Source organism: Erythrobacter sp. S249 (genome assembly GCF_057364975.1).
The window spans coordinates 1,189,517-1,216,432 of sequence record NZ_CP200287.1; the positions used below are offsets into that span (position 1 = coordinate 1,189,517).

The 26,916-nt window shown below is 59.1% G+C and carries 25 protein-coding genes and 1 tRNA gene; 14 read left to right on the forward strand and 12 right to left on the reverse strand.

Annotation, left to right across the window (positions count from 1 at the left end; all coding sequences use genetic code 11):
• Positions 1-150 precede the first annotated feature (150 nt).
• Genes AC0V6V_RS05480 through AC0V6V_RS05490 form a run of 3 tightly spaced genes read left to right on the forward strand, consistent with a single transcriptional unit; the run spans position 151 to position 2,388 of the window.
• The gene (locus AC0V6V_RS05480; protein ID WP_486164425.1) at positions 151-411 is read left to right on the forward strand and encodes a DUF3489 domain-containing protein; all 261 of its coding nucleotides are present in this window, start codon (positions 151-153) and stop codon (positions 409-411) included.
• Entirely contained in the window at positions 371-787 is a 417-nt protein-coding gene (locus tag AC0V6V_RS05485; protein ID WP_486166239.1) for a DUF2924 domain-containing protein, read from the forward strand. Before AC0V6V_RS05480 ends, AC0V6V_RS05485 begins: the two co-directional genes overlap by 41 nt.
• Positions 784-2,388 carry a recombinase family protein gene (locus tag AC0V6V_RS05490; RefSeq protein ID WP_486164427.1) on the forward strand — a complete coding sequence of 535 codons (1,605 nt, stop codon included), beginning with the start codon at positions 784-786 and terminating at the stop codon, positions 2,386-2,388. Before AC0V6V_RS05485 ends, AC0V6V_RS05490 begins: the two co-directional genes overlap by 4 nt.
• Before the next feature lie 390 nt (positions 2,389-2,778).
• On the opposite strand, the gene AC0V6V_RS05495 is transcribed toward AC0V6V_RS05490, so the two are convergent.
• A tRNA-Ser gene (locus tag AC0V6V_RS05495) sits at positions 2,779-2,868 on the reverse strand.
• An 82-nt stretch (positions 2,869-2,950) separates the two neighbouring features.
• On the opposite strand from AC0V6V_RS05495, the gene AC0V6V_RS05500 reads away from it, so the two are divergent.
• Together AC0V6V_RS05500 and AC0V6V_RS05505 are read left to right on the forward strand one after the other, a co-directional pair.
• A complete protein-coding gene (locus AC0V6V_RS05500; RefSeq protein WP_486164428.1) occupies positions 2,951-4,006 on the forward strand; it encodes a peptidylprolyl isomerase in 1,056 nt (351 codons plus the stop codon).
• Entirely contained in the window at positions 4,003-4,350 is a 348-nt protein-coding gene (locus AC0V6V_RS05505) for a DUF1905 domain-containing protein (RefSeq protein ID WP_486164429.1), read from the forward strand. Before AC0V6V_RS05500 ends, AC0V6V_RS05505 begins: the two co-directional genes overlap by 4 nt.
• Before the next feature lie 20 nt (positions 4,351-4,370).
• On the opposite strand, the gene AC0V6V_RS05510 is transcribed toward AC0V6V_RS05505, so the two are convergent.
• The 3 genes from AC0V6V_RS05510 to AC0V6V_RS05520 form a co-directional block, all read right to left on the reverse strand.
• Positions 4,371-6,170 carry a methyl-accepting chemotaxis protein gene (locus AC0V6V_RS05510; protein WP_486164430.1) on the reverse strand — a complete coding sequence of 600 codons (1,800 nt, stop codon included), beginning with the start codon at positions 6,168-6,170 and terminating at the stop codon, positions 4,371-4,373.
• Between the two features lie 107 nt (positions 6,171-6,277).
• On the reverse strand, positions 6,278-8,131 hold the full coding sequence (locus tag AC0V6V_RS05515; RefSeq protein WP_486166240.1) for a methyl-accepting chemotaxis protein: 1,854 nt from the start codon (positions 8,129-8,131) through the stop codon (positions 6,278-6,280).
• Between the two features lie 128 nt (positions 8,132-8,259).
• Positions 8,260-10,350, reverse strand: a complete 2,091-nt coding sequence (locus tag AC0V6V_RS05520) for a RelA/SpoT family protein (RefSeq protein WP_486166241.1) — start codon at positions 10,348-10,350, stop codon at positions 8,260-8,262.
• Between the two features lie 123 nt (positions 10,351-10,473).
• On the opposite strand from AC0V6V_RS05520, the gene AC0V6V_RS05525 reads away from it, so the two are divergent.
• Complete coding sequence (locus AC0V6V_RS05525) at positions 10,474-11,880, forward strand: patatin-like phospholipase family protein (protein ID WP_486166242.1); 1,407 nt, start codon at positions 10,474-10,476, stop codon at positions 11,878-11,880.
• An 85-nt stretch (positions 11,881-11,965) separates the two neighbouring features.
• The gene (locus AC0V6V_RS05530; protein ID WP_486166243.1) at positions 11,966-13,768 is read left to right on the forward strand and encodes an ATP-binding protein; all 1,803 of its coding nucleotides are present in this window, start codon (positions 11,966-11,968) and stop codon (positions 13,766-13,768) included.
• Between the two features lie 22 nt (positions 13,769-13,790).
• Here AC0V6V_RS05530 and hemF read toward each other — a convergent pair whose 3' ends face one another.
• Positions 13,791-14,648, reverse strand: a complete 858-nt coding sequence (gene hemF, locus AC0V6V_RS05535; protein WP_486164435.1) for an oxygen-dependent coproporphyrinogen oxidase — start codon at positions 14,646-14,648, stop codon at positions 13,791-13,793.
• Positions 14,649-14,805: 157 nt separating this feature from the next.
• Between hemF and pdeM the strand changes: the two genes are divergently transcribed.
• The 4 genes from pdeM to AC0V6V_RS05555 all read left to right on the forward strand — a co-directional run bounded on the left by pdeM (position 14,806) and on the right by AC0V6V_RS05555 (position 18,579).
• Positions 14,806-15,528, forward strand: a complete 723-nt coding sequence (gene pdeM / locus AC0V6V_RS05540; protein ID WP_486166050.1) for a ligase-associated DNA damage response endonuclease PdeM — start codon at positions 14,806-14,808, stop codon at positions 15,526-15,528.
• A 351-nt stretch (positions 15,529-15,879) separates the two neighbouring features.
• Positions 15,880-16,398 carry a translation initiation factor IF-3 gene (gene infC, locus AC0V6V_RS05545; RefSeq protein ID WP_472643072.1) on the forward strand — a complete coding sequence of 173 codons (519 nt, stop codon included), beginning with the start codon at positions 15,880-15,882 and terminating at the stop codon, positions 16,396-16,398.
• A gap of 16 nt (positions 16,399-16,414) precedes the next feature.
• Positions 16,415-16,942: a hypothetical protein gene (locus tag AC0V6V_RS05550; RefSeq protein WP_486164436.1), complete on the forward strand. Its 528-nt coding sequence runs from the start codon at positions 16,415-16,417 to the stop codon at positions 16,940-16,942.
• 107 nt (positions 16,943-17,049) lie between these two features.
• Positions 17,050-18,579, forward strand: coding sequence for an SLC13 family permease (locus AC0V6V_RS05555; protein ID WP_486166244.1), 1,530 nt, complete (start codon positions 17,050-17,052; stop codon positions 18,577-18,579).
• A 69-nt stretch (positions 18,580-18,648) separates the two neighbouring features.
• Here the strand turns inward: AC0V6V_RS05555 and AC0V6V_RS05560 are convergent, their stop codons facing one another.
• Together AC0V6V_RS05560 and AC0V6V_RS05565 are read right to left on the reverse strand one after the other, a co-directional pair.
• The gene (locus AC0V6V_RS05560) at positions 18,649-19,575 is read right to left on the reverse strand and encodes a DUF4349 domain-containing protein (RefSeq protein WP_486164439.1); all 927 of its coding nucleotides are present in this window, start codon (positions 19,573-19,575) and stop codon (positions 18,649-18,651) included.
• Positions 19,576-20,066: 491 nt separating this feature from the next.
• Complete coding sequence (locus AC0V6V_RS05565) at positions 20,067-20,237, reverse strand: hypothetical protein (protein WP_486166245.1); 171 nt, start codon at positions 20,235-20,237, stop codon at positions 20,067-20,069.
• A gap of 122 nt (positions 20,238-20,359) precedes the next feature.
• On the opposite strand from AC0V6V_RS05565, the gene AC0V6V_RS05570 reads away from it, so the two are divergent.
• On the forward strand, positions 20,360-21,676 hold the full coding sequence (locus AC0V6V_RS05570) for a cystathionine gamma-synthase family protein (protein WP_486164442.1): 1,317 nt from the start codon (positions 20,360-20,362) through the stop codon (positions 21,674-21,676).
• Positions 21,677-21,689: 13 nt separating this feature from the next.
• Positions 21,690-22,511 (forward strand): SDR family NAD(P)-dependent oxidoreductase, encoded by an 822-nt coding sequence (locus tag AC0V6V_RS05575; RefSeq protein ID WP_486164443.1) that lies wholly within the window; start codon positions 21,690-21,692, stop codon positions 22,509-22,511.
• Between the two features lie 8 nt (positions 22,512-22,519).
• Here AC0V6V_RS05575 and AC0V6V_RS05580 read toward each other — a convergent pair whose 3' ends face one another.
• Together AC0V6V_RS05580 and AC0V6V_RS05585 are read right to left on the reverse strand one after the other, a co-directional pair.
• Positions 22,520-23,074, reverse strand: coding sequence for a hypothetical protein (locus AC0V6V_RS05580; protein WP_486164444.1), 555 nt, complete (start codon positions 23,072-23,074; stop codon positions 22,520-22,522).
• A gap of 57 nt (positions 23,075-23,131) precedes the next feature.
• On the reverse strand, positions 23,132-23,665 hold the full coding sequence (locus AC0V6V_RS05585) for a J domain-containing protein (protein WP_486164446.1): 534 nt from the start codon (positions 23,663-23,665) through the stop codon (positions 23,132-23,134).
• A gap of 218 nt (positions 23,666-23,883) precedes the next feature.
• Between AC0V6V_RS05585 and AC0V6V_RS05590 the strand changes: the two genes are divergently transcribed.
• Complete coding sequence (locus AC0V6V_RS05590; protein WP_486164448.1) at positions 23,884-24,054, forward strand: hypothetical protein; 171 nt, start codon at positions 23,884-23,886, stop codon at positions 24,052-24,054.
• Positions 24,055-24,106: 52 nt separating this feature from the next.
• Here the strand turns inward: AC0V6V_RS05590 and pal are convergent, their stop codons facing one another.
• Genes pal through AC0V6V_RS05605 form a run of 3 tightly spaced genes read right to left on the reverse strand, consistent with a single transcriptional unit; the run spans position 24,107 to position 26,907 of the window.
• Positions 24,107-24,634: a peptidoglycan-associated lipoprotein Pal gene (gene pal, locus AC0V6V_RS05595; protein ID WP_486164449.1), complete on the reverse strand. Its 528-nt coding sequence runs from the start codon at positions 24,632-24,634 to the stop codon at positions 24,107-24,109.
• Positions 24,635-24,694: 60 nt separating this feature from the next.
• Entirely contained in the window at positions 24,695-26,101 is a 1,407-nt protein-coding gene (gene tolB / locus AC0V6V_RS05600) for a Tol-Pal system beta propeller repeat protein TolB (RefSeq protein WP_486164450.1), read from the reverse strand.
• Entirely contained in the window at positions 26,101-26,907 is an 807-nt protein-coding gene (locus AC0V6V_RS05605; protein ID WP_486164451.1) for an energy transducer TonB, read from the reverse strand. The genes tolB and AC0V6V_RS05605 overlap by 1 nt, the downstream gene beginning before the upstream one ends.
• Positions 26,908-26,916 lie beyond the last annotated feature (9 nt).

Consider the following 26,916-nt stretch of genomic DNA (forward strand, 5'->3'; position numbering starts at 1 on the left):
GTAAATTGATTCAAGCGGGGACAAATCGTGCAAAAACTGAGTCGCTGGACTTCTTTCTACTTTTGAGCATTGGTGCAGTGGCCCGGCCTGTTCGGGCTCGTGCCGGTAGCGGCCGTCATTTGAGGCGGCCTAAGCAACCGGAGAACACGCATGACAAAATCATCAAAGGCCCAAAAACCAACTAAGCTTGATACGCTTGAGAAGCTTCTCAAGCGCAAGAACGGCGCCGCTATTGCCGATATGATGAAGGCAACAGGCTGGCAGCAGCACTCAGTGCGCGGGGCTATGGCGGGCGCGCTTAAGAAACGCGGGCTCATCATTACTTCGCAGAAGGTGGCGATGTCCGCCGCTACAGCGCTAAGCAATCGGCATGAGCGCTGCAATGACCCATACCGAGCAAATGGTCCATGAAATAGGAGCGATGGACCTTGAGGCACTGCGCAGCGCATGGAAGCGGCGCTACGGCGCTCCCCCAACCCTGCGGTCTGAACCGCTCATGCGCATGCTGCTGGCATGGCGCGTGCAGACAGAAGCGTATGGAGGGATTGATGCACAGACCCGCAAAGCGCTGGCCCGAACGGGCGCACCCCAGCCTGAAGGGCGCCAACTTGGCCTCGGCGCGGTCCTCACCCGCAATTGGAAGGGCAGAGAGGTCAAGGTGGTGGTTGAGGAGGATGGGTTCCGCTGGGAGGGCGAGTTTTATCCCAGCCTTTCAGCAGCCGCGACCGCTATCGCTGCAAGCCGCTGGAACGGCCCCCGCTTTTTTGGCCTCAGGGATGCGACATGAGTAGCGACGCAAAGCCTTCAAAGGAGGCGGCGATCCGCTGCGCCATCTATACCCGCAAGAGCTCAGATGAAGGCCTCGAGCAGTCGTTCAACAGCTTGGATGCGCAACGCGCTTCTGGCGAAGCCTATATCACCAGCCAAGCCAGCGAAGGTTGGACGATACTTCCAGCTCTCTATGATGACGGCGGCTACTCTGGTGGCACGTTGGAGCGGCCCGGTCTGCAGGCTCTGTTGAGTGACATTGAAGCAGGGCGGATTGACGTGGTGGTGGTCTATAAGATCGACCGGCTCACCCGCTCGCTCACAGACTTCTCGCGCATCATTGAGACCTTTGATGGGGCCGGGACCAGTTTTGTCTCAGTCACCCAGTCGTTCAACACCAAGGACTCGATGGGACGGTTGATGCTCAACGTGCTGCTCTCATTTGCGCAGTTCGAGCGCGAGGTGACAGGAGAGCGCATCCGCGACAAGATCGCTGCTTCCAAAGCTAAAGGCATGTGGATGGGCGGCAATCCGCCGCTGGGTTATGACCGGCCCAAAGAGGGCACACACAAATTGCTAGTGAACGAGACTGAAGCTGCAAGAGTGCGAGGTATATTCAACCGTTACCTGGAGATCGGCTCGGTCCATGCTCTCCAGCGCGAACTCACAGCGCAGGGTATCGTCTCCAAGCATCGCACCTACTCCAACGGGCGAACATCAGGCGGCACCCCCTTTAGCCGCGGGGCGCTATTTCATCTGCTGCGCAACCGCATCTACCTTGGGCAGATCGTCCATAAGGACCAGGTGTTTGAAGGCGAGCATGACGGGATCGTCGATCCGGACCTGTTTGAGCGAGTGCAACGCAAGCTCAATGCCAATGCTCGCCGCTACCGCGCCGCTGCTGACACCCGCGTCACCAAAGCACCGCTTACGGGCAAGTTGTTTGACGCAAACGGCGAGATCATGAGCCCATCATTCTCGCGTGGGCGATCAAATCGGGTCTACCGCTATTACGTCTCCGCTTCACTTCAACAGGGAGGCAGTCAGAGCGACGACAAGATCGTTCAAAGACTGCCAGCGCCTGCAATTGAAAAGCTCGTCGCCGACATAACATCGCGTTGGCTGCCGCGTGAGGAGCATCCCCTTGATCATACAACGGCCGTTCGGATCGCCGATGAAGGATTGGTCTTCGAGTGCCCCGCTAAGCTAGCCGACGACATTGCTCAGCATCTGGAGGGCGGTGAGCGGATGATCCATACCTCTGCCAAACTCTGCCGGATCCACGTACCGGTCGCTCTTCCGCTGCGCGGCGGCAAGCGCCTCATCATCCCATCCGGCAAGCCCGATATCCGCCCAGACCCGACCCTAATTGCTGCGCTTCGCCGCGCGAATTCTCTGCTCGAGCGCGACCGCCGGGGAATGCCCATGCTCGAAGTGTCGCCGCCCTCCGCCTACAATCGCAATCTGGTTCGGCTTGCTTTCCTCGCGCCAGATATTCAGCGCGGCATCATGGAAGGGCGTCAGCCAGCATCGCTCAATCTTCAGCAGCTTATCAAAATGGACATCCCGATCCGCTGGCATGAGCAGAGAAAAGCGTTGGATTGGGCAAACACGAACTAGCCTGTTCCGGCGAGTAACAGGCCTGTTCTGCCTAAGTTGCACCCTGTTATTGGCGGATAAACACCCAGTTACGTCGAAGAACAGGGAAACCCCATTCCCACACCCATAAACCTCTGTAATTACGCGCTTTTACTAGGAGCAATCCAGCGAATCTTGATCGATTTGGCCTGTTATCGCCCTCAAATGCATGATTTTCCCCTGTTCTTTCCCTGCCAAACGGGGAAACTCTACCGATTGCGATTGGCGCAGAGACCGGCCGCGCAAATCTCGCCTGAAACGCTCTGAGACTGATGCTGAAGAGCGCGCCAACAGCGGTTTGACTGTTCAACCCCGCGCACACCGCCGTTGTGCGCGCGCGCCCTGTAAACAGAGATTGGTGCTGGGGGTGGGTGGCGGAGACGGTGGGATTCGAACCCACGAAAGAGTTGCCCCTTTACACACTTTCCAGGCGTGCGCCTTCGACCACTCGGCCACGTCTCCGCATTCCCGTATCCGGGAAAGGGCGCGGATAGACGCAAGCTTGCTCTTTCGCAAGCGGCTTCACGGTGGCAGACTATAGTCCATGAAAAAACAGCTCCTGACTGCCGCTTGCGCTCTTGCGCTCACCCTGCCCGCCCATGCTCAGAATGAGGGCGAGCCCCAAGGTGCGCCATCACCCAATGAAATCGTCGATAGCGCCGCTGGTGATGAGTGGGTCGCGATTGCAGCGGAGGATTTGCTGGTGATGACACTCGCCCCGGATGCGCAAGGGGCCGCGCGCAAAGTGGTGATCCAGCTGATGCCTGCGCCCTTCTCCCAAGGCTGGGTCGGCAACATCCGCAAGCTCGCCCGCGCGAAGTGGTATGACGATATCACCGTCAACCGCGTGCAGGACAATTACGTCGTACAATGGGGCGATCCAAATTATGACAATCCCGAAGGCGAAGGCGAGGCAAAGCCGCTGCCAGAGGGGCTGAGCGTGATGGATGAGGAGGATTACACCGCTACGGATCCATCAGAAATTTCTGCAATTTTGCCCAATGCTGATGCCGAGAAGTTTGCAATTCAAAACGGATTTGCGGCGGCTGGTTATTTTCCCCTGACCAACTTACCTGAAAGGAACTCAGATGCTCTTTTAGCTGACCGATACGCCCCAATGAATCTTTTGAGCGGGGGCTGGCCATTGGGTATGTCTTTTGGAAGAGGAATATGGCCCGTCCATTGTTACGGCATGGTCGGCGTGGGCCGCGGGTATTCGCCGGACACTGGCTCAGGTGCGGAGCTCTACACCGTGATCGGCCATGCGCCGCGCCATCTGGACCGCAATATCGCGCTTGTGGGCCGGATCATTTCCGGCATGGAGCATCTTTCTTCATTGCCGCGCGGCAGCGGCGCTCTGGGCTTCTACACCGCCGAGCAAGCAGACAAGCGCACGCCGATCCTGTCGGTTCGCGTCGCGTCAGACCTGCCGGACGGTGAGCGGCCCCAATTCGAGTATCTCTCCACCGAAAGCGATACCTTTGCTCAATATGCGGAAGCGCGAGCGAACCGCCGCGATCCGTTCTTTATTGTGCCCGCGGGCGGCGCAGACATCTGCAACATCCCGGTTCCGGTGCGGCCAGTCTCTGCTGACGAATGAGCGAGGCACAGCTCACACAAACGGGCCCGCTGTGGCTATGGACCGCCTCCAATGGGGTCAGCTGGCACTTTGTCACGATTAATGGCGAGGCGGGTGAGAGCATCTCAGCCAATGAGGCGATGCGGCGGTTGGAGCTGGGCCGCAAACGGGGCTTTCGCTCGCAAAAGGTCGAGGCCAGGATTGGCGAGACCGCATGGCAAACCTCTTGCTTTCCAAACACCGGCAATGACAGCTCACCCAGCAGCGATGAGGGCGGCTGGCTGCTCCCGGTAAAGGCGCAAGTTCGCAAAGCAGAGGGACTGGCAGAAGGCGACGAAGTTCAGGTCTCGCTGACACTGATTTGAGCCCAGCCCAGTGTGCCCTACTATACGTCCTTGGAATTCAGATCGCTGGCGCTGCTACGGACCGTTTTGAGGAACTCGTCCGCCTTTTGACGCATTGCAGCAGCGTGCTCTCCCAATTGCTCAGCAGATGCCTGAACTTGATTGGAAGCTGACCCGGTCATCAACGACGCGTCATGCAATTGTTGTAGCTGGCCCTCAACGGTCGCCGTGCTTGCCGCGACGCTATCAATATTGCGGGCAAGTTCGCTGGCGGCGTGAGACTGCTGCCCAACAGCCTCGGCAATCATCATAGAAGACTGCTCTAGCTCGTTGATTTGATTGACGATTGATGTGAGATCGCTGACGCTCGACCCGGTCGAGCTTTGCATTGCGCTGATTTTCGCCGCCACGCTGCTGGTTGCATTGCTGGTTTGGCTTGCAAGCTCTTTCACTTCAGAGGCAACGACGGCAAAGCCGCGCCCTGCCTCTCCGCCCCGCGCCGCCTCGATCGACGCATTGAGCGCGAGCAGGTTGGTCCGCTGAGCGATCGTTTGGATCAATTCGGCAATTTCACCGATCTCTTCAGCAGCGCTGGACAGCTCGGTCATCTTGCTATTTGCCGCGACAACCAGCTCGCTGGCATCATGCGCCAGGGACGCAGACGCTTTCGCTTGATTGCTAACCTCAGCAATCGACAAAGCAAATTGATCCGTTGCAGCCGCAGCAGCGCTCACATTCCTGGTCGCCTCCACCATGGCGTTGGAGGCCTCGGATGACTGCAGCGTTGAGCTGTCGGCTAGGGTCACCATGCTTTGCGATGTCGTCTTCAGCTGCTCCGACGCCCCGCCGATCTCGGCAATAACTGCTCCGTTGGAAACTTCGAAACTGTCTGCCAGCCCCTGCAGCAATTGGGCCTTGTCAGCTCGCATTTGGGCCGATTGCTCGGTCAGCTGCTGCTGTTGGAAGAGCTCTTTTTCGGCAGTTTGCGCTCTTTGATCGTTGAGCTGCTGCAGCTCTTGCGACCTATCGCGAAACACCACGAGCGCGCGCGCCATCTCGCCCAATTCATCACCGCGTTGCTGGCCCGGTATCTGGGCCTCGGAATAGCCATCGGCAATCCGTTTCATGGCGCCGGTGACCGATCCAATCATACCAATGATATTGCTCGTAACTTGCCGCCCGCCCCAAACCGCCACGGTCAACAAGACAATTCCTGAGATCGCGACGAGCCAGGCCATGACAGTGATTTTCCCAATCAGATCGGCAAAATCCACGGCGACAACTTCGACGACTGTATCAAATTCAGAGCGCGATGATTGCAGAACCGCGGCGGTGCGAGACTGTAGCGCAGCCACTGCGGCAGCGTTCGCCGCTGGCTCTTCGAGGTTGGACAGCGAATTTCGAATTGCGCCGATTTCCTCAAGCCGTGCAGTGTTTCCTGATTGGATCTCCTCAGAGAATGGATGGTCATCCTGCGTCAACAAACCATAATTCGTAAATGCCCGGTCCATCTCAGTCTGCGCGCTTCTAACGTCCGCCAGATTGCGGCTCTCATCAAACTCATTGAGATGAAAACGTGCCTCGCTAAGTGCTGTGTTTGCATCTGACATCAATTCGCTGGTCGACGCCTTATCACCTTGCGCAACACCCTCGCTGCCCAGGTAAAAAACCGAGCCTAAGACAATCGCAAGCAAGGCAATCATGATCAGAATATTGCCAAAAATCGCAGCGCGTACCTTCGCAACAACCGTATATTTGTCGAGCCAGCTATCAGCCGAATCGAGGAACTGCGCATCGACATGCGTACCAGCGTCTGCTGGCTCAAAATTATTGTTCGCCATGTCCATTTGATGCGTACTCCACGCGGAACGTTCTTCAACTAAGCGCTTACGAGACTGCGATTAAAGAGCGGTAAATTGCCCCTTAACCAAACTCACTATCCGCTGCTTCACGCGGCCTTTGCTTTCGCTAGCAATTCGCTGTCTGCCGAATCCAGTTCGCTCGCACTGCGGCGCACATCAGCAAGGAAACTCGTCGCTTTCTCGCGCAGGGCATCGGCGTGAAGATCAAGCTCGCTGGCAGAAGCCAGAACTTGCGAAGAGGCAGAACCGGTTGCGAGCGAAGCCTCGCGCAATTTGCCCAGCTGCGCATCCACTTGCGAGGTACCACTGGCGACGGTGTCGATATTGCGCGCCAAATCCTCGCCAGAAATTGATTGCTGATCAACGGCGGTCGCAATCACGACTGAGGCGCGTTCAAGCTCATCGATCTGCGTCACCATGGAATTGAGGTCCGCCACGCTCGAATGGGTGGAGCTTTGCATCGCGCTGATTTTCTCCGTCACGCTGCTCGTCGCATTGCTGGTCTGGGTTGCCAGCTCTTTCACTTCGGAGGCAACGACAGCAAACCCGCGCCCTGCCTCTCCGCCCCGCGCCGCCTCAATCGACGCATTGAGCGCGAGCAGATTGGTGCGCTGAGCGATCGTCTGGATCATCTCGACAATGCTGCCGATCTCATCAGCCGCGCTGGAGAGATCGGTCATTTTGCTGTTTGCGGCGGTCACGAGCTCGCTCGCCTCGCGTGCTAGAGCCGCTGAGGCGCTGGCTTGCTTGCTGATCTCCGTGATCGACAGGGCAAATTCATCCGTTGCTGCGGCTGCCGCCGTTACATTGCGAGTGGTTGCCTGCATCGATGTGGAGGCCTCTTGCGATTGCTGGGCAGAGCCTTCCGCAAGCTTCACCATGCTCTCAGACGTTTCTTTAAGCTGCGCGGAGGCTGCGCCAACGGCGTCGATCACTTCCCCGATTGAAACTTCAAAACCGCCGGCAAGCCGCTCTAACAGTTCGCCTTTATCGGTGCGCAGACGGTTCGATTCCTGCGCGAGTGCTTGCTGTTGAGCCAGCTCATGTTCCGCCGCGCTCGCGCGCTCAGCGGTCAGCTGGCTAAGCTCCAGAGCGTCCTGGCGGAACACCGCGAGCGCGCGGGCCATATCGCCGATTTCGTCTTCGCGCTCTGCATGGAGAATATCAGTCTGATCGTCGCCATTTGCGATCCGCTCCATCGCATCGGTGATGCTGCGGATCATGCGCACGACATTGCGAATGATCGCGCGGCCGCCAAAGAAGGAAGCGATAACCGTGAACGCCAATAGGGCCATGAAGGCGAGAATTATCTTGCCAACGATATCGAGCAAGTCGCCGGCTTTGCCGCTTACAAAGACGTGCAGATCATCAACATAGACGCGCATTTCGGAATAAAGCGTGCCCACCTGTTGTTCGACTTCGCGCGCAGCAGCCGCATCAGCGCCAGCACCGGGCGCAATCGCGTTAAGGCGGGCATCGGCATTTTCAATCCGCCCGAGGTAATCCTCCAGCGAAGTGCGAATGTCACTCGGCATCATTTCGCCGCCATAATTCAGCGCCGTTCTGATGTCTTCCGCTGCGTCTTCAAGCTTGTCAGAGGCGCGCTCAAGACCGGCCTGTTCGCCGCGTTCCGTCACATCACGCAGCGAGACATAGGCATCGCCCAGCGCCAGCGCGGCATGGCCGCTGCGAACCTCGGCAGAGGCCAGCACGGTTTGGCGTTCACCTTCATTGCCAATGTAGGCAAGACCGCCAAGAATGATGAAGGCAACCACCAGCACCATGGCCGCATTGCTAAAAATCGCGATGCGCAGGTTTCCGACCAGTGAAATGCGTTCGAGCCAGCGCTTGCGGGGTTCCTCGCCAGCGCTCAGATTCGCGTCATAGGTGTCCAACTCCTCGGTTGAGGCCGGCACAAATTCATGCGCTGAATAGCTCACAGTATTATCCTCATGACGCCGCTTACGGACGTTTGGTTTCTTACATGAGGGGCAATACGAGGACGGGTTTAAGGAGTGGTAAACGCCTATTTAACCATCAAGTGGGGCAGTGCAGCTGGCCAAGCGGATTAAATCCGCTCTGCCTGAGCCACCGCGTCGCTGGCGCGCAGCGCGCTCAATATCCGTGTGAGGTGCGCGAGATCCTGCACCTCTGAATCGATTTCATAGGTGGTGAAGGGATGGTCGAGCTGGACCTGATTGAGGCTGGTCACATTCGTCTTATTCTGCGCGAAAATCCCGGCCATTTCCGCCAGCGTGCCCGGACGGTCATAGAGCGTCACCCTAAGGCGACCGACCGCGCCAACGGAACGCTTGCCCCAGGACAGATCGAGCCAATCGGCATCGATCCCGCTGGCAAGCTCCAGGCAATCAATCGTGTGCACTTCGACCCTTTTGTCCTTGCGGCGCAAGCCCACTATTCGGTCACCCGGCACCGGGTGACAGCAGTCTGCCAGCGTATAGCCGACCTCTGGCGTCAGCCCGCGAATAGAGATCACCCGCTCGCGCTTGGACCAATCTGCATCGTCTTCGAAATCGGCGGTTGATCCGGGGACCAGCGCCTCCATCACTTCGCGGTCGGTCAGCTTGGCCGCCCCAATTGCGAACATCAGGTCTTCCGGCTCTTCCATCTCAAGGCGTTTGACCGCCTCGCGTATGGCCTTCTTGCCGATCCGCGCGGGCACTTTTCCGGCGATCTCATCGAACAATTTGCTGCCAATCGCAGCGATCTCTGCGCGTTCCTTAAGCCGCACAGAGCGGCGGATCGAAGCGCGCGCCTTGCCCGTCACCACAAAGCCTAGCCAGGACAGCTGAGGCTCTGCATTCTTGCCTTTGATAATCTCCACGACATCGCCATTGTTCAGCGGCGTGCGCAGCGGCATGTGCCGGCCATTGATCTTCGCGCCGACCGTTTGCGCGCCCAAATCCGTGTGCACGGCAAAGGCGAAGTCGACCGAACTTGCGCCCTTGGGCAGCTGGAACAAAGCCCCCTTAGGCGTGAAGGCGAAAATCCGATCCTGGTAGATCGCCATGCGGGTGTGCTCGAGCAGCTCCTCCGCGTCATGGCTGGCATCGACGATCTCGATCAGATCGCGCAGCCAAGCGACCTGGCCATCGGCGGAATCGCTTTGCTTATAGGCCCAATGCGCCGCCAACCCGAATTCATTGCGGCTGTGCATTTCGCGGGTGCGGATTTGCACCTCCACCCGCATGGAATTCTCATACATCAACGAGGTGTGCAAGCTGCGATAGCCGTTCGACTTGGGCGTTGAGATGTAATCCTTGAACCGGCCCGGCAGGAATTGCCACGTTCTGTGCAGCACCCCCATGGCGGCATAGCAATCCGTCTCGCCCTCGCAGATGACGCGAAATGCCATGATATCAGTGACCTGCTCAAAGCTGACGTGGCGTTCCGCCATCTTCTTCCAGATCGAATAGGGATGCTTCTCGCGCCCCATCACCTCAACCTGAAGCCCCGCCTCAGCCAGCACCTGCTTCACCTTCAGGGCGATTGCATCAACCTGCCCGCCGTCCTGACTGCGCAATTGCTCCAGCCGGTTGGTGATGGTCGCAAAGGCCTCTGGCTCCAATTGCTCAAACGCCAGCGCCTGCATCTCGCGCATATATTCATACATGCCGATCCGCTCCGCCAGCGGGGCATAGATATCCATCGTTTCGCGCGCGATCCGCTGGCGCTTTTCGGGCTTCTTGATGAAATGCAGCGTGCGCATATTGTGCAGCCGGTCCGCCAGCTTCACTAGCAGGACGCGGATATCCTCACTCATCGCGAGCAGGAATTTGCGCAGGTTCTCCGCCGCCCGCTCGTTCTCGGGCATAGCCTCGATCTTGGATAGCTTGGTCACGCCATCGACCAGCCGCGCCACGTCCGGCCCGAAGTGCTCTTCGATGTCCTCAATCGTGGCCAGCGTGTCTTCGACCGTATCGTGCAGCAGCGCGGTGATGATCGTTTCCTGATCGAGCTGCAGGTCGGTCATCAACCCGGCGACCTCGACCGGATGCGAGAAATAGGGATCGCCGCTGGCGCGCTTTTGCGTGCCGTGTTTCTGAACGGTGTAGACATAGGCACGGTTGAGCGCTGCCTCATCCGCACCAGGGTCATATTCTTTGACCCGTTCCACCAGTTCATATTGCCTCAGCATACGTTCCTATGATGCGGTAAAAACGCTCAATATTGCAAAGCAATTCGGCACTTGGGCAATCAAATATCAAACTCTTCGGCTTATGAGGCCTCGGCATACGGGGTGGACCGAGGGAATTTGCACATGAGTATCACGGGTAAACTGAGCGCAGCGGCGCTGACATTGGGCGCATTGGCGGCCGCTGGCTGTCAAAAGGCGCCGATCACGCCAGAAAACCAGATGTGCGATTTCAAGACGATCCGCATGAATGTGGGCGTGCCCGTCTCTCGTCCAGCCGACCTGGGTGAACGCACGCCTTCCGCGCTCGCGGCAGAGATTGAGACCAGCCTGCGCGCGCATGACCGGCTGCAGAACGGTGAGAAGGCCAGCCTGCTCTCGCTATCCGGCGGCAGCGAGCACGGCGCGTTCGGCGCAGGCGTTCTCGCCGGATGGGGCGGCACGGGCGATCTGCCGGACTTCCAAGTCGTCACCGGGATCAGCACCGGATCCATCCTGGCCACCTTCGCCTTTGTGAACGATGCAGCAGGCGCGGTCGAAGGCTATACGATCAATTCCGAAAGCGATCTGATCAATGTCTATGCCACGCCGAAGGACGGAAAGCCGGACTTTGCCAATTATCTGACGCTGATCGAGCATGGCTCGTTCGGCAATCTCGAGCCGCTGCGGGCGAGGCTGCACACATATATCTCCGACGACGTCATGCAGACGGTGGCGGTTCGCTATGCCGCTGGCGCGCGGCTGTATGTGGGCGCAACCGACGCCGATAGCGGCGATGCGGTGGCGTTTGATCTGGGCGATATGGCCACGCGCTATGTGAACACCGCGCCCGATGATGAGGGCAAAGAGAACCTCAAGGATTGCTACATCAGCGCGATCATAGCCAGCTCATCTTCGCCGATTGCCGCCCCGCCCGCGTTTATTGACAATACGATGTATGTTGATGGGGGCCTGCGCTTTGGCCTGTTCTCAGACAGCGTGCTCGAGGCGTTTTTCCGCCGGCAAAACGGGATGACAGATGCCTATGAGCTAGCCGAACTGATCGAGCCGGGGAGTGAAGAGCCCGCCCCGCTGCCGGTCCGATCACTCGCCCCGGTGGTCTATGCCGTGATTGACGGCACGCTGGAACTGCCCCAGCGCCCCTGCCCCAAGGCGGACAAATCTCTGTGCACCGAAGAACAGCCGATGGGCGGCAAGCAAGGCGCGCATAAGGATTGGAACATCCTGGAACTCGCGCTCGATGCCGAACACATTCTCGTCAATGAGGTCTACCGTTTCTCTGCCCTCGCCGTCGAAGCCGATGCTTGCGAAGAAGCGGGCTGTTTCAATTTCCTGCGCATTGAGCCAGACGTGAATGATTTCATGAGCGGCCTGCCAGCGAAAGACGGCGGGATCGAAATCCTCACCTGCCCTGAATGGCAGCAGGTCGATATCGAAATCGATGACCCGATCGAATTCCACAAGCGATATATGCGCTGCCTCATCTCCTATGGTGAGGAAAAGGTGGGCGCCGCTGGCTGGGGCAAAAGCTAAGCCTTTTTCGCCGCGCCAAACCTGAAGGGTTTTACGTAGCCTAACGGAAGGGTCATGGGAGGCAGTTGGTGTTAGCCTCCCGGCGATGTCTTTCTCAGTTCCCTCCGCCAAAGAACGGGTTGCCGCTGCAACCGGCTTGGTCACCCTTGCCGCTGCTTTTGCAGCAGTGATCGTCCTGATAGCTGGGTTGCTGGGCAACGAAACAAAGCTCTATTTCGCAGAGGCCACAATCGCGGCATTGCTGCTGACGATTGGCCTGCGCGAGTTTAGCTCCAAACTGCATCACGTCCGCCAAACGGATGAGCTGCGCGAACAGATGAAGGTGGTTGAGGAGAAAAACCGGCTACTCAACCTCACCGAGGCCTCTGCCCATGTCGGCCATTGGCGGATTGATCTGGCGACAGACGATCTGCATTGGTCGGCGGAGACCTATGCCATTCATGGCCTCGAACCGGGCAACCTGCCGAGGCTTGAGGACGCCATAAACTTTTTCCACGAGGATGATCGCGATCTCGTCGCCACATCGGTTGAGCAATCCCGGCAAACGGGCAAGCCTTACACCTTCAAGGCTCGCCTAATTCGCAGCGATGGTGAAATTCGCCATACGCAAAGCATCGCCCGGGTGGAGTTTGATGAGGCGGGCAATCCCGCCGCTCTGTTCGGCGTGTTCCGCGACCGCACCGATGAAGAGCAGATGCAGCAGGAACTGCGCAAGGCCCGCGATGAGGCGCAGGCCATGGCCAAGGCGAAAAGTGCATTTCTGGCCAAGATGAGCCACGAAATCCGCACTCCGATGAACGGCGTGCTTGGCTTTGCCGAACTGCTGCAGACCAGTTCGCTGGACAAAGACCAAAGGCGCCACGTTGATCTGATCGTCGAATCCGGCCGCTCTTTGCAGACTCTGCTCAATGATATTCTCGATCTGACCAAGATCGAGGCTGGGCATATGACGATCAAGCCGGAACCCGTCGATATTGGCCACATCGTGCACCGGGTCGCGCAATTGATTGAACCGCTCGCGCGGGAGAAAGCGCTAAAGGTGGAGCGGGTCGTCGATTCCGCATTGCCGCAATTTGTGCTGCTCGATGGCCTGCGACTGCGGCAGATCCTCACAAACCTCATGCACAATGCCGTGCGCTTCACCGACCAGGGCAAAATTCGCCTTTCTGCCCAATGCGTGAACGGGCAATTGGAAATCACCGTCGCGGATACGGGCATCGGCATCTCGCAAGAGATGCAAGAAAACGTCTTCGCCGCCTTCGCTCAGGTCGATCAATCCTCGCAAACAGAGCGCGGGGGCACTGGGCTTGGCCTGGCCATTTGCCAGCAATTGGCCGAGCTCATGTCTGGCTCTCTATCGGTCCACAGCATACCGGGCCGCGGCTCTGCCTTTACACTGAACCTGCCATTGCTCGCGGCCAGCAACATGCGGCACGAACTCCCTCATTCCAAAATGATCGAGGCAGAACATCGTCTGGCCGGCAGGCGCGTGTTGCTGGCCGAGGACTTCGATATCAACCGCGAGCTGTTTGCCGATATGGCTCAGCGTCTGGGTGTGGAATTAAGCGCGGCGAAAGATGGGGCAAACGCGGTCGAGATGGTGCGCGATGCGAGCCATGATGATCAACCCTATGAGCTGGTCCTGATGGATGTTCGCATGCCCAATATGGACGGATTGCAAGCGACCGCGACTTTGCGCAAAGACGGATTTGACCCATCGACCCTGCCTATCCTCGCGCTGACCGCCAATGCCTTTGCCGATGACGTTGAGGCCTGCCTCGAATGCGGCATGCAGGAGCACCTATCCAAGCCGATTTCAATCGACACCTTGCGCGATGCCTTGGAGCGCTGGCTGCCCGAGAAGGAAGAGGCTGTTCTTGAGACTTGAGAGGGCGCGTCTCCCAGCCTGATCAGCTCCAGGTTGCTCGTGGCGGCAGGCTCATCAGGATTGCGTCGATATTCCCGCCGGTCTTTAGGCCGAACAATGTCCCGCGATCATAGACGAGGTTAAACTCGGCATATAGCCCGCGATATTCGAGCTGCTGTGCGACGTCCTCGTCGCTGAATTCGCTGTCCATCCGGGTGCGCACCAGCTTCGGATAGATGTCTAGGAAGGCTTTGCCGACGTCCTGTGTGAAGGCGAAATTGCGATCAAACGCGGCTTCGTCCTCGCATTCCAAATGGTCGTAGAAAATCCCGCCAACGCCGCGATGTTTCTCGCGGTGGGGAATATAGAAATAGTCGTCCGCCCAATTCTTGTATTTCTCATAATAGGTCGGATTGTGGGCCATGCAGGCCGCGCGCAGGCTGGCGTGGAATGCCTCGGTGTCTTCCTCATAGGGGATCGGCGGGTTGAGATCTGCCCCGCCGCCAAACCAGGCCTTGCCGGTAGTGAGAAAGCGCGTGTTCATATGCACGGCGGGCACGCGCGGGTTCGTCATATGCGCCACCAGCGAAATGCCGGTCGCAGAAAACCCCGGGTTCTCCGCACTCGCGCCGTTCACTTGGCCAGCAAACTCCTTGCTGAAGCTGCCGCGCACGGTGGAGACGTTGACTCCGACCTTCTCAAACACTTTGCCCTTCATCAGGCCTTGGGTGCCGCCGCCGGGATCAGAATTGCCTTCCTCTTCCCGTTCCCACGGGGTGTATTGAAAGCTCGCATCGGATCCGGCCTCACGCTCGATCGCCTCGAACTCAGCACAGATCTGATCGCGCAGGCTTTCGAACCACGTGCGTGCTTGCTCTGTGTTGGATTGCCTATCGCTCATAAATCTCGCTCTCGCCCTTCTAGCGCCCCGGCGCGTACTTCATGTCACCTGAGCGATGACAAGGCCGCTGTCCACCCGCTTTGACATAAATCAAATAGACACAGCGAAAGCAATGATCGCGGTTGCATTATCGCGTGGCCCGCTCCAGATGAAGCGCATGGTTCACCTTTCGTTCGCACCATCTGATTTTGCCGCCATGCAATTTGCGGGCGAGGAAATGGTGCTGCTGAAAAACAACGCGCTGTATTGGCCGCGAGAGCGCGCCTTGCTGGTCGCGGACCTACATTTGGAAAAGGGCAGCTTCTATGCGCAGCACGGGCAGATGCTGCCGCCCTATGACAGCCGCGAGACCCTGGAACGGTTGGCCGATAGCGTGAAGGCAACGGGCGCGCGGCGCGTGATCACTCTGGGCGACAATTTCCACGATGATGACGGTACGCACCGGCTCGATCCCTATGCCGCTGGGATGCTGGAATCGCTGACCCGCGCGCTCGATTGGGTGTGGATCACCGGCAATCACGACGAGAATATGCAGCGCTCTTTCGGTGCGCAGCTGTCCGAGGAGCTGGAGATTGGCGGAATTGTGCTGAGGCATGAGGCAAAGGCGGGCGAGACGCAGCCGGAGCTGTCCGGGCATTATCACCCCAAGATGCGTCTCAGGGTGCGAGGCCGCCATATCGCCCGCCCCTGCGGCGTGGTGAGCCGCGGAGACACGCGCGCGGACCGGATGATATTGCCAGCGTTCGGTGCCTATACAGGCGGCATGGATGCAGGCGATCCAGTAATTTTGGACGCGCTGAAACCCGCGAGCGAAATCGACGCGGTGCTGCCAGCGAAGGGGAAATTGGTGAGCTTCGCGCTGTTCCGAGAGGCGGCCTAGTTTTTTGTTTGGCCTCAAGCGCCGGCGTTCGCATCCGCTCACTTGGCTATCCTCGCATAAGCTCGGGCGGGCGGTCGCCCTTGCGACGCCTGCGGCGTCGAACCAGCGCTTTCCAAATGGCTTGGTGGCGGAGCACGGTCGCGCCAGCGACCGCAAGGCCCTTGCGGCCGCCCGCAGCAGCGCGGACTTGTCCGCAAGCTGCGAGGAAATCGCGCTCGCGGATGCGAGTGCGAAACGCAAAAATCTAAATCCAATCTCATCTGGCAATCCTCCGCGTTTGCCCTTACATAGCGCGCTGCACACTTTGGCTATTACAGGAGAACACACATAGCCCGTCCACCTCGGCGTTCGATGGCCCCGCCAATCAAAAGCGGCCCTCGCTACGATAATTTCATTCAAGTTCCCAAGGTCCGCGTGATCGACGAAAACGGCGAGAATCTCGGCGTGATGATCACGGCTGAAGCCACCGAGCAGGCCAATGAAGTTGGTCTCAACCTGGTTGAGGTTTCGCCCAATGCAGACCCGCCCGTGTGCAAATTCCTGGATGTCGGCAAGTATCGGTATGAGGCCCAGAAAAAGGCCAATGCCGCGCGTAAGACCCAGAAAACGCAGGACATTAAAGAAGTCAAAATGCGCCCTAACATCGACACGCATGATTATGATGTGAAGATGCGCAATGTAAACAAATTCATCGAAAACGGCGACAAGGTGAAGGTCACCTTGCGTTTTCGCGGGCGCGAAATGGCGCACCAGCATCTGGGCATGGACTTGCTCAAAAAGGTGCAGGCTGACGTCGACGAAATCGCCAAGGTCGAAGCATTCCCGCGCCTTGAAGGTCGGCAAATGCTGATGGTGCTCGCCCCGAAATAGGCTGGCAGCGATGCTGATGAGGTTTCAAGAAAGGGTAAGGGCATGGATTGCTCTTGCCCTTTTTTGCTTATGCGCCCCCCTTGCCGGCTGCGCCACGACCGCACAGGAAGAGGTGAGCGCATTGAGCCCCAATGCCGATTTCGCAATCTACCTGGCGCGGATTGAAAAACAGAAGTTTGTGGGACTACCCGATTGTCCTGAGGGATACATCTGCATGAGCGCTCTATACGATTTGTCGCTCAATCCGGTCGAACTCATCGCCGGTAACCCAAAGATCGGCAAACAGACATTTCGCGTGGCTCAGCACAGTGCTTATCGCAGCGACCTTTTGCTCATGGCTCACGCAAAACGCGGCGAGAATGGACAGTGGGAGCTGGTCGAGCGCACAGCAGTTGATCTGTCGGCTTGCCTTGGCGAGAAGGCCAAGGAAGATGCCGAAATACTCGAAAATACCGACAGCGACTGGGATATTGAGCACGGCTCAGATGAAGAAGAAGTCTGCTTGAGGCGTCTCCACTTAGAGAGCCCAGAAGCCGCCCGATAAGCGCATTTCTCTGATCCCGCTTGCACTTGCGGGCATTGCGCGCGAGTAATGCGGGACCGCCGCGAGCATTCCAGCGCGCGGCCACTGCACGGGGACCGATAGCCAGTATGAGCGCGCGCATGATTGGCCTGATCCTTGGCCCGCTGGTCTTTGCCATCACCGCGATCACCGCCCAGCCCGCCGGGATGCCGGGCGAAGCGTGGCTAGTCGCGGGCCTGGTCGTGTGGATGGCGGCCTGGTGGATGACAGAGGCCGTGCCGCTGACGGTCACGGCGCTGCTGCCGTTTGTGATCCTGCCCTTTAGCGGGGTGTCGACCGCGCGCGAGACGGCCAGCACATATTATTCACCGATCCTGTTTCTGATCCTAGGCGGCGCGTTTCTGGCTTTGGCGATTGAGCGCACCGGCCTGCACAAGCGCCTTAGCCTGGCGATCCTGCGCGTGGTTGGCAAAGGCGGCGGGCAGACGCAATTGCTGCTGGCGTTTATGATCTCCGCCGCGCTGCTGTCGATGCTGATTTCCAACACTTCGACCAGCCTGATTATGATGCCCATGGCGCTGGCTGTTCTTTCTGGAGGCGCGGTTGCCCGCGCCGCCGCGCCTCCCGCTCCCTCCGCCCTTCCACCCGGAACAGTTTCGGATACGATCCGGGTGGAAGGGCGGAGGGAGCGGGAGGTCCAGCCCCAGGTTTCGGCGGATGCCGAGACCCCGCTCGACAAAGAAGGCCTCTCCGGCGCGCTCCCGATGGGCATTGCCTTTGCCGCCAGCATTGGCGGGCTCGGCACCATTGTCGGATCGCCCACCAATGCGATTGCCGTCGGCCTGCTCGACACGATGATCGGGGTGGAGATCACCTTTGCCCAGTGGACCCTGTTTGGCCTGCCGATTGTGATCGTTGGCGTCCCGCTCGCCGCGCTGATCATCGCCAAGTTTCAAAAGGTGTCGCAGCACCCGTTTGACGTCGCCGCCGCGCGCGATGCGATTGAGACGGGCACGGCCTGGACCACGCCGGAAAAACGGCTGATCCCGGTCGCCGTCCTCACCTTCCTCGCGTGGATGACATTGCCGCTGGTCAAGCCGTATTTGCCGGAGGGGTCATGGACCAATGGCACCATCGCCATCCTCGCTAGCTTTGCGCTGTTCCTGCTGCCCGATGGCACAGGCCGCGCGCTGCTGAATTGGAAAGAGGCCGACCGCGCGCCCTGGGGCGTGATCATGATGTTTGGCGGCGGATTGGCGCTGGCTGGCGGGATGCAGGCCTCAGGGCTAGCGACATGGCTGGGCGAGGCGTTGTTGCCGCTGGAAAACCTGCCGCTGATCGTGGTGGCCCTGTGCGTGGTGGCGATGATCGTTGTGATCACCGAATTCGCCAGCAATGTCGCAACCGCAACCGGCATTATCCCGGTGATCGCGGCGCTGGTGGTGGCTCTAGGCGCAGACCCGTTGCTGCTCGCGATGCCCGCTGCGCTGGCCGCCAGCTGGGGCTTTATGCTGCCCGCCGGGACCGGGCCAAACGCGATTGCGTGGTCCACCGGACGGATCAAGATCGAACGAATGGTCGGCGCCGGCCTGGTGCTCGATATCGCCGGGATATTCCTGATTGTGGGGATGGTGTGGGGAATTGCGGCGGTGTTTTAGGTTTTCTTGGCCGCCAGGCAACGTGCAGGCGCGCTTCATTCCACGCCAGCAGCTAATGCCGCTCACGCCTCAGGTCACATCAGCGAATTTCTCAGGTTCTTTCTTCGGTCGCACCCAATTGCGCAGCCGTTTTACCGGGCCCGTCCGCCACAGCGCCAGCAATCCAAAGCCGAGCAAAATCCAAGGCAGAATGATGCCTAGGAATGTGAGCACTCCTGCAATCATGGCGGAAAGGCTGAACCACGCCGTGCTGCCTGCATCTCCAATCGGATTAGAACCCAGTGAGAAGCCCTCATCGCTCCGATAATAATAGGTCATTGGCGTGTTGGCCAAGGATTCAGACAAATTCTCGCGCGTCGTCCCCTGAGCCTCAATCTGCGAACGGATTTGAGATATCTGTTGCTCCAACCGGCGACGCTCATCCTCGCTCTGGCCACCTCGGCGCAGCTGCGTCTGTGCCCTTTCGAGCTGCTCTTCGAGCCGGGAAGTGGTTTCTTCTGATTGTTGAATTTGTTCGGCGGCATCAGTGCCGACGATCACCGCTTCGATCAGCTGACCATTTGCCTCTTCGATGCTGGCAATGCCATCCTTGCCGAAGTCGCGGGCCAGTTCTGGCGCAAGTTTGAATTTGAGATAGGCCTCGATCCGGTCTTCATCGATCAGCTTATAGCGCATGCCCGTGATACGGCATTTTGCACGTCCCAATTCCTCGCAAGCTTGCGCATGCAGTTCTTGCTGAGCCGCAATTTTGTCGCTGCCGAGGACGAAGGCATAGCGATAGGTGAAGGCCACACCTGGTGCGGCAGTAACCGAGATGCCGGGAGCCGAACGGCTCTCGAGAACGGGCAAGTCGATACTCACCGCGCGTTCTTCCATCGCCTCGTGAAAGCCGAACTGGTTTTCCGGAGCGTTTGATCCAGAACCGCTCTCGGCTTCGTCCCAAACCGAAGGCTCGTCTTTCTGCTGGGCGCAGCCTGCTGCTAGAAAAACTGGCATTGCAAACGCCAACAGTGCACGTGAATTCACAGTCAAACCCTTCCCGATATTTATATTCAGGCTATGGTTTGAAGTTTAAAAATTGATTTAATTAGGAATTCCTTGCTCCCCGCATTTGCCGTGTGAGCACCGCCCTCACAAACTCGTCATGCTGAATTCAGTTCAGTATCCATCGTTAGTCCAAACCCAAGTATGTCGCTCGGGGGATGGACCCTGAACCAAGTTCAGGGTGACGTGGGCGGGAACGAGGCGTTTTTGCGTAAGTAACCCGCCTCAATCGTCATCCCGGGCTTGATCCGGGATAACACCCTCGGCCTCGCGCGACCTGTGACGGTTATCCTGAAACAAGTTCAGGATGACGGTGGGGCTATTGATGGTTTGGAGCGGAAGAAGCAGGACCGGACTTTCCCAATCGGCCAATCCACACATCGCATCGCATTTCCTACTCGCCCCAAGCAGGCTATCACGAGGCCATGCCAGCCCCCTCGCCCTTAATCGGAAAAATCGATCATACGGCGCTTTTTGATCGAATGGATTTTTGGCCTAAGACTGTGCTCCAGCCGTTCCAAGCGTGCTTCACCAGCGGTGAGTTGAGTGAGGAAGGAGAACGCGGATACTGGCCCCTCAACCGGTTGCAAGTGCAACCAGTGCGCGATAATCAAGGCGCATTGCATGGGCCGAGTGGAGAGGCGTTCCTGCGGAGGTTAGGAGCGGGGGCTGCTCGGACTGATCAGACCAGCTCCTGCCTTCCTGGGAGCGTGATCAAGGAAGGATGCCGGCCATCATGACCGACGTTATCGACCCAACCAACACTCCGACCCCGCGGCGTAAGCCCAAGCAGCCCAAGACCATGATCGGCGGGCGCGAGATGAAGCCTGCGACCCAGATGATGGGTTACGGCTTTGACCCCGCCCTGTCCGAAGGATCGCTGAAGGCGCCGATCTTCCTCACTTCCACCTTCGCGTTTGAGAACGCGGCGGCGGGCAAGCGGCATTTCGAAGGGATCACGGGCCAGCGACCCGGCGGCGCAGAGGGCCTGGTCTACTCACGCTTCAACGGGCCCAATCAGGAGATCCTCGAAGACCGGCTGGCGATCTGGGACGGCGCGGAGGATGCACTCACCTTCTCCAGCGGGATGACCGCGATCTGCATCCTGATGCTGGCGAGTGTGAGCCAAGGCGATGTGATTGTGCACTCCGGCCCGCTCTATGCCGCATCGGAGGGCTTCGTCGCCAAGGTGCTGGCAAAGTTCGGCGTGACTTACGTGGACTTCCCCGCCGGTGCGAGCCGCGAGGAGCTGGACGAGGTGCTGAAGCGCGCCAAAGCCCAGGCCAATGCAGGCGGCGGCAAGGTGGCGATGATCTACCTTGAAAGCCCGGCCAACCCGACCAATGCTCTGGTCGATATCGAGGCGGTCAGGGAAGCGCGCGATGCGAACCTCAAATGGGATTGTCCGATCGCGATCGACAACACGTTCCTAGGGCCGCTGTGGCAACGCCCGCTCGATCACGGCGCGGACATCGTGGTCTACTCGCTGACCAAGTATGTCGGCGGCCATTCGGACCTTGTCGCAGGCTCGATTGCTGGTGCGAAGAAGTGGATGGACCCGGTGCGCGCCCTGCGCAACACGATGGGCGGGATTGTCGATCCGAACACAGCTTGGATGCTGCTGCGCAGCCTGGAAACGGTTGAGCTGCGGATGCAGCGCGCAGGCGAGAATGCGGCTAAGGTCTGCGCCTTCCTGAAAGCGCATCCCAAGGTGGAAGGGCTCGGCTATCTCGGCTTCATCGACGATCCGCGCCAGCAGGACATCTATGATCGCCATTGCAAGGGCGCAGGCAGCACGTTCAGCGTCTTCATCAAAGGCGGCGAGGCAGAGAGCTTCCGCTTCCTAGACAATCTGACAATCGCGAAACTCGCGGTCAGCCTGGGCGGCACAGAGACGCTGGCGAGCCATCCCGCGGCGATGACGCACCTGTCCGTCCCGCCGGAACGCAAGGCGGCGCTGGGCATCACAGACAACCTGGTGCGGATCAGCATCGGGATCGAGGATGCGGACGATCTGATCGCAGACTTCGAACAGGCCTTGGAGCACGTGTGAAGGGAAACCGCCGATGACTGACGCACGCAAGCCCGTATGCCTTGTGATCGGCGCTGGCGCTGGAATCGGCGGGCACACGGCGATGCGCTTTGCCGCTGGCGGCTATCACACCATGTTGGCGCGGCGCAGTGATGAGGAAGGCCTGGCGAAGTTGGTCAGCCAGATTGAGGACGCGGGCGGATCAGCGAGCGGCGCCTTGCTCAACGCCGCTGAGGATGGATCGATTGAGGAGCTGGTAGAGCGGACCGAGCGCGATATCGGCCCGGTCGACACTGCGCTCTACAATCTGGGCGCGCAAATCGGCAATCGCTCGCTGGCGGATACGCCGCATCGCGCCTTTGAGCTTGGCTGGAGGCTCGGCACTTACGGCCTGTTCCGGCTCGCTCATGCAGTGCTGCCCGCGATGGCTGAGCGCGGTAAAGGCACGCTGCTCGTCACCTCCGCCACCGCCGCTGTGCGCGGCAATGCCGGACAGCACAGCCATGCTGCGGCGATGGGCGGGCGGCGGATGCTGTGCCAAACGCTCAATGCAGAGTTCGGCCCGCAAGGCGTGCATGTGGCGCATATCGTGGTTGATGGTTCGGTCGATGCGCCCGACACTCTCGGCAAGCTGCTGGGCGACAAGTTTGAGGCCTATAAGGCGTCAAAGGGCGAAGACGGCGTGATCGATCCGGCCGCGCTGGCGGAGACCTATTGGCACCTGGCGCAGCAGCCCAAGAACTGCTGGACGCATGAGATTGACGCGCGGCCTTGGACCGACACGCCATGGTGGAACGACAATCCGATTGCAGCGATCAATGCTGTTAAAAAGGAGCTGCCAGGGCCAATGGAGTAGCGCCAATATCACTGCCCAGCGCATGGTGCCTCACCGTCAGGCTCGCCCTTTTCCTTGAAGTACTCACGTACCAATACGCAGGGTATATCGGGTCCGGGTAACAAGGCCGCTTTATAGGTGCCATCGGGACCGCGCTTGTCAATCTCAGATGCCACAGGCGAATAATCAGAGTGGGGCCTTTCGATGAGGATCATCGCGTAGTCACCGGACTCCGTGATCGAGCGAATGTCGCGCTCCGCCAGTGCCTGCCGCCAACGTTCCTTCGTCTGATCGAGGCCATAGGTATTAATTTCGCGGCCAAACTGCCTCAGCATGTATTCCGGATTATCGGTCATCTCCGCCGCTGCTGCGAATTCGCCTGCGGCTCCAAGCTTCATTAGCTCTTGCGCAGCCTGTTCGGCTTCATGCTCTGCGATCGGAGTTGCTCGTTCTTCAACAGCGTCATTTGCACCGAGCCCCGTGGGGTTCGTCTGCCCAGTGACCGCGCTCTCTGAACAAGCTGAGAGAAGGCTGGCCAAGAAAAACGTGTTCTTGAATCCGAATTTGCTTTGAAAGAAAGTCATTGAGCAAGGTCCATTCTAGTGGTTGTCTAGATTGTAGGTACGAGGTTAGATGCGGGCTTACCCCTTCCACTCTCGGCGTTCTTCTGCCTGGCGCAGCACTTCGTAGGACACCTGGATCGCTTGGAACTGCTGCGCAGCCTCTTCGTCGCCCGGCATCACATCGGGATGGACCAGTTTCGCTTTGGCCCGGTAGGCTTTCTTGATCGCGGTAAAGTCGGCATCCGCCTCTAGCCCCAACACTTCCAGCGCGCGCATTTCATCATCGCTGCGGCTGCCATCGCCAGAGCCAGTCCAGCCATAATGGCTCGCCTCAGCATAGCCGGAGTTTTCGCGCTGCTCATCCTTGGCGCGCTTGGCCTTTTCCTCTTTGTCGAGACCTTCAAAATAGTCCCAACCCTTATTGTACTCCGCCGCGTGCTTTTGGCAAAAGTGCCAGCGGTCGGGGCTGTTGGGCGATTTTGGCGCGGGGCACAGGCCCGGCTCGCCGCAGCCGTGTCGATCGCATTCACGCTGAGTCACCGCCTCGCGCGAGGAATCGTAAGACCTCCAGCGCGGGAAACCCCAGTCGTTTGATCGTCCTTTGCCGCTCATGCCGGCTGCCCCGCAGCGGCGCGATTAATGTTGTTTGTCGATGCCATTATTCGCTTAACCTAGGCGCGCTGGCGCACAAAGCAAAGCCAGTAGATTGCTTATGAAGGAAAATTCTGGAACCAGTTGCGTATTGCAATGTTGCATTGCAATAGATCGTTCATATCTGAGCGCTAGAGCGCAGCCGAACACCAACCGTAAGTATGAGACCCAAGACCAGCATGAGCCCACAACTCGCCATCTCAAGCGCCTTTGCCACTTTCGCAATGGCTGCGCTGTGCGTCTTGTCGGCAGGCGGCAACATGAACAACACGTCCGATGCGGCCTTTATGCCGGTGCAGGCCGAGCTTCCTTCGCTCGATTTGCCCGCTTCAGATTACTTGCTGCCATAAAGGCGCTGACCCGGCGCGAAGCCGGGCCAGACACCTCTATGCAATTCTCAGTTTAGTTGATGACGACGCTGGCCGCGCGGCGGTTCTGCGCCCATGCCTCTGCGTTGGAGCCCAGCGCAACCGGGCGCTCCTTGCCATAGCTGACCGTCCGGATCCGATTGGCGGCAATGCCCAGGCTAACCAGATAGTTCTTGGCTGAATTGGCCCGGCGTTCACCCAGAGCGACGTTGTATTCACGCGTGCCGCGCTCATCCGCATGGCCTTCAATCGTGATGGTCACTTGCGAGTACTGCCCAAGATATTGTGCCTGCGTTTGCAACGCGGCAGCATCAGTGCTGTCGATGTTAAATCGGTCTGTGTCGAAATAGACCACGGCATTGCTGCCCACGGCCTGTTCGAAATGCGCCTGTGTTCCAACGCCCGGGACAGACGCCGTGTTCGAGGTGCCGCCGGTTGTCGGTGCAGCCGTTGCTTGCGGGGTCGGTGGCAGTTCCTCTGGGGCCTTTTTAGCGCAGGCGCCGAGCAATGCGGTCGATGAAAGAACAGCGATCGCGATGATACGAGTATTAGGGATAGTCATGGCAAATCCTCTCTGGTTGCCGGCGGGTCGGGGAGCCCGGCGGATGGTAATTAACGTATCTTAGGGACGAATGGGTCCCCAAGCAGGGTCTGAGGCATCAACCGGGGTCGGTAGGCGGCGTTCATTACGCCCGGTCAGATCAACCTGATGCAGTCCCGACCGGCCCGAATTGCGCGCCGTGCGGAAGAATTGGATGATGCGGCCATTGGGTGCCCAAGTTGGTGCCTCATCTTGCCATCCGTTGGTCAGCACTCGAAGGTTACGCCCGGCAGGCGTCATGACGGCAATATTAAAGTCGCCTGCGATGCGGGTGAAGGCGATCTGATCACCGCGCGGGCTCCATTCCGGCGTGGCGCAGCGCCCGCCAAAGAAGGTGATGCGACGCTGGCCTGAACCATCAGCATTCATCACATAGCATTGCTGAGAGCCAGAGCGGTCGCTCTCAAACACGATCTTTTGCCCGTCGGGGGAATAGGATCCGCCCACATCAATTCCGGGTGTGTTGGTGAGCCGCACGCTCTGCCCGCCATTGGCCGACACTCGGTAAATATCCGTATTGCCGTTCACTGCCATCGAATAGAGGATCGATCGGCCATCCGGCGACCAGCGCGGCGCGAGCGTTGGATTGCCCGTGTCCGCCACCAGCTTCTGCTTACCGGTACCGATGTCATAGACATAGATGCGCGGATTTCCGTCGACATAGGACAGATAGAGCAGCTGAGAATAATCCGGCGAATAGCGCGGCGTGAGCGCGGTCGCGCTGCCTAGGGTCAGGAAGCGGTGGTTCGCGCCGTCGCTGTCCATAATCGCGAGCCGCTTGACCCGTTTGTCCTTGGGGCCCGTCTCCGCAATGTAAGCGATGCGGCTATCAAAGAACGGGCTCTCCCCGGTCAGCCGGGCATAGATGAGGTCAGAGCACTTATGCGCAGCGCGGCGCCAATCCGCCGGACGCACGACCCAACCTTCACGGATCAGTTCGTCCTGTAGGGCAACGTCATAAAGATAACAGCCGACGACCAAGCGGCCATCATCACGTGCCCTCACATAGCCCTTCACCAGCATCTCTGCGCCGCGCCCGCTCCAACTGCTCCATGATGGCGCAGTGATCTGGGCGAAGCTGGGCTTGGGCAAAGCATCCGGACCGGTCGGCTTGAAGATGCCATTGTTGCGCAGGTTGGCGGTAATCACACGGGCGATCTCTCCGCCCAGCGCGCCGGTGCCGCTGGCATTGGCCGGGGTCGAACGCTCCCGATCGGTGGCAAAGGCCGGGATTGCAATGCCGAGATCCTGCCAATCGCTCTCGTCAGTGACCGAACCTGTCAGCCCACCGTCATCTGAGGCGCTCTCTTCAAAGGCGGTTTCAACATTGCCGCCTTCCCCCACAGGCTCACCTAAGTCCTCGTTTTGAGCGGCAAGCGGGGCTGCAAAAAGAGCCAGGGAAAGTGCGAGATACGATCTCATAATCATTAGAGCCTTCTGTCGAAACGCCATGAAGAAATGGTCTTCCACCCATTGTAGAACTGATCGGGCAGATCGAAAGGGGCCGCAAGCTGAATTGCTCGAATCACGCGTTCGCAATGCAAATTCGCTTGGGGCCGATTGGATGGGGTAATGCTGCTACTGACGGTGTTGCATTTCGGAGCCCCACTCAAAGAACCATCGGGATTGAGTCGCCAAGAGGCAACCGAAACCAATTTCTCTGCATCAACGCCCTGCGGCGCGTTCCAATGGGGCCGCAATTGCCGGGTGATCGCAGACCGCAAAGACGCCTGCGCACTCGCGCCAATCTGAGAAGCTGGAATGCGGGTGTCATCTGTAGTCGTAGAACTGCCTGAACCGGGCAAGAAATCGCTGCCGATCCGGCTGCCGCCGCGCGGGGTCGGGGTGGCCGAGGGCGGCGTGCGCGGTGTTTGTGTCGCGCGGGTTGTTGGACGCGTGGTCGGACGCGACGTGGGCTGGACCGACGGCCGTGTCGGCTCAGGGTCGCTTTGCGCCTCGCTGGGCAGCTCTTCTGCCGTTGTCGGCGCGGGATCATCGGCCAATGTCGGCGCAATCGCGGCTCGGCTGTCCGCCACGGGATCAGGCGCGGTGGATTCTAGGCTCACTTCGCTGGCCAGGCTCACCGTCATCCGCTCCGGGATCGGCATGGCCTCATCACGCACTGGCTGCAGCAGCATCACCGCAACAACGCCCACGTGCAGCGCCAGAGCGACCAGAAGGCCGATCCGTTCCTCGCTACTAAATTGCGCTGGCTGCATGGTCTGCTCGCTCATCACTTTACC

What these genes read in the sequence shown, in the direction of transcription:
- AC0V6V_RS05480 (WP_486164425.1), top strand. Translation starts at nt 151, where the DNA reads ATGACAAAATCATCAAAGGCCCAAAAACCAACTAAGCTTGATACGCTT.
- AC0V6V_RS05485 (WP_486166239.1), top strand. Translation starts at nt 371, where the DNA reads ATGAGCGCTGCAATGACCCATACCGAGCAAATGGTCCATGAAATAGGA.
- AC0V6V_RS05490 (WP_486164427.1), top strand. Translation starts at nt 784, where the DNA reads ATGAGTAGCGACGCAAAGCCTTCAAAGGAGGCGGCGATCCGCTGCGCC.
- AC0V6V_RS05500 (WP_486164428.1), top strand. Translation starts at nt 2,951, where the DNA reads ATGAAAAAACAGCTCCTGACTGCCGCTTGCGCTCTTGCGCTCACCCTG.
- AC0V6V_RS05505 (WP_486164429.1), top strand. Translation starts at nt 4,003, where the DNA reads ATGAGCGAGGCACAGCTCACACAAACGGGCCCGCTGTGGCTATGGACC.
- AC0V6V_RS05510 (WP_486164430.1), bottom strand. Translation starts at nt 6,170, where the DNA reads ATGGCGAACAATAATTTTGAGCCAGCAGACGCTGGTACGCATGTCGAT.
- AC0V6V_RS05520 (WP_486166241.1), bottom strand. Translation starts at nt 10,350, where the DNA reads ATGCTGAGGCAATATGAACTGGTGGAACGGGTCAAAGAATATGACCCT.
- AC0V6V_RS05525 (WP_486166242.1), top strand. Translation starts at nt 10,474, where the DNA reads ATGAGTATCACGGGTAAACTGAGCGCAGCGGCGCTGACATTGGGCGCA.
- AC0V6V_RS05530 (WP_486166243.1), top strand. Translation starts at nt 11,966, where the DNA reads ATGTCTTTCTCAGTTCCCTCCGCCAAAGAACGGGTTGCCGCTGCAACC.
- hemF (WP_486164435.1), bottom strand. Translation starts at nt 14,648, where the DNA reads ATGAGCGATAGGCAATCCAACACAGAGCAAGCACGCACGTGGTTCGAA.
- pdeM (WP_486166050.1), top strand. Translation starts at nt 14,806, where the DNA reads ATGGTTCACCTTTCGTTCGCACCATCTGATTTTGCCGCCATGCAATTT.
- infC (WP_472643072.1), top strand. Translation starts at nt 15,880, where the DNA reads ATGGCCCCGCCAATCAAAAGCGGCCCTCGCTACGATAATTTCATTCAA.
- AC0V6V_RS05550 (WP_486164436.1), top strand. Translation starts at nt 16,415, where the DNA reads ATGAGGTTTCAAGAAAGGGTAAGGGCATGGATTGCTCTTGCCCTTTTT.
- AC0V6V_RS05555 (WP_486166244.1), top strand. Translation starts at nt 17,050, where the DNA reads ATGAGCGCGCGCATGATTGGCCTGATCCTTGGCCCGCTGGTCTTTGCC.
- AC0V6V_RS05560 (WP_486164439.1), bottom strand. Translation starts at nt 19,575, where the DNA reads ATGCCAGTTTTTCTAGCAGCAGGCTGCGCCCAGCAGAAAGACGAGCCT.
- AC0V6V_RS05570 (WP_486164442.1), top strand. Translation starts at nt 20,360, where the DNA reads ATGACCGACGTTATCGACCCAACCAACACTCCGACCCCGCGGCGTAAG.
- AC0V6V_RS05575 (WP_486164443.1), top strand. Translation starts at nt 21,690, where the DNA reads ATGACTGACGCACGCAAGCCCGTATGCCTTGTGATCGGCGCTGGCGCT.
- AC0V6V_RS05580 (WP_486164444.1), bottom strand. Translation starts at nt 23,074, where the DNA reads ATGACTTTCTTTCAAAGCAAATTCGGATTCAAGAACACGTTTTTCTTG.
- AC0V6V_RS05585 (WP_486164446.1), bottom strand. Translation starts at nt 23,665, where the DNA reads ATGAGCGGCAAAGGACGATCAAACGACTGGGGTTTCCCGCGCTGGAGG.
- AC0V6V_RS05590 (WP_486164448.1), top strand. Translation starts at nt 23,884, where the DNA reads ATGAGCCCACAACTCGCCATCTCAAGCGCCTTTGCCACTTTCGCAATG.
- pal (WP_486164449.1), bottom strand. Translation starts at nt 24,634, where the DNA reads ATGACTATCCCTAATACTCGTATCATCGCGATCGCTGTTCTTTCATCG.
- tolB (WP_486164450.1), bottom strand. Translation starts at nt 26,101, where the DNA reads ATGATTATGAGATCGTATCTCGCACTTTCCCTGGCTCTTTTTGCAGCC.
- AC0V6V_RS05605 (WP_486164451.1), bottom strand. Translation starts at nt 26,907, where the DNA reads ATGAGCGAGCAGACCATGCAGCCAGCGCAATTTAGTAGCGAGGAACGG.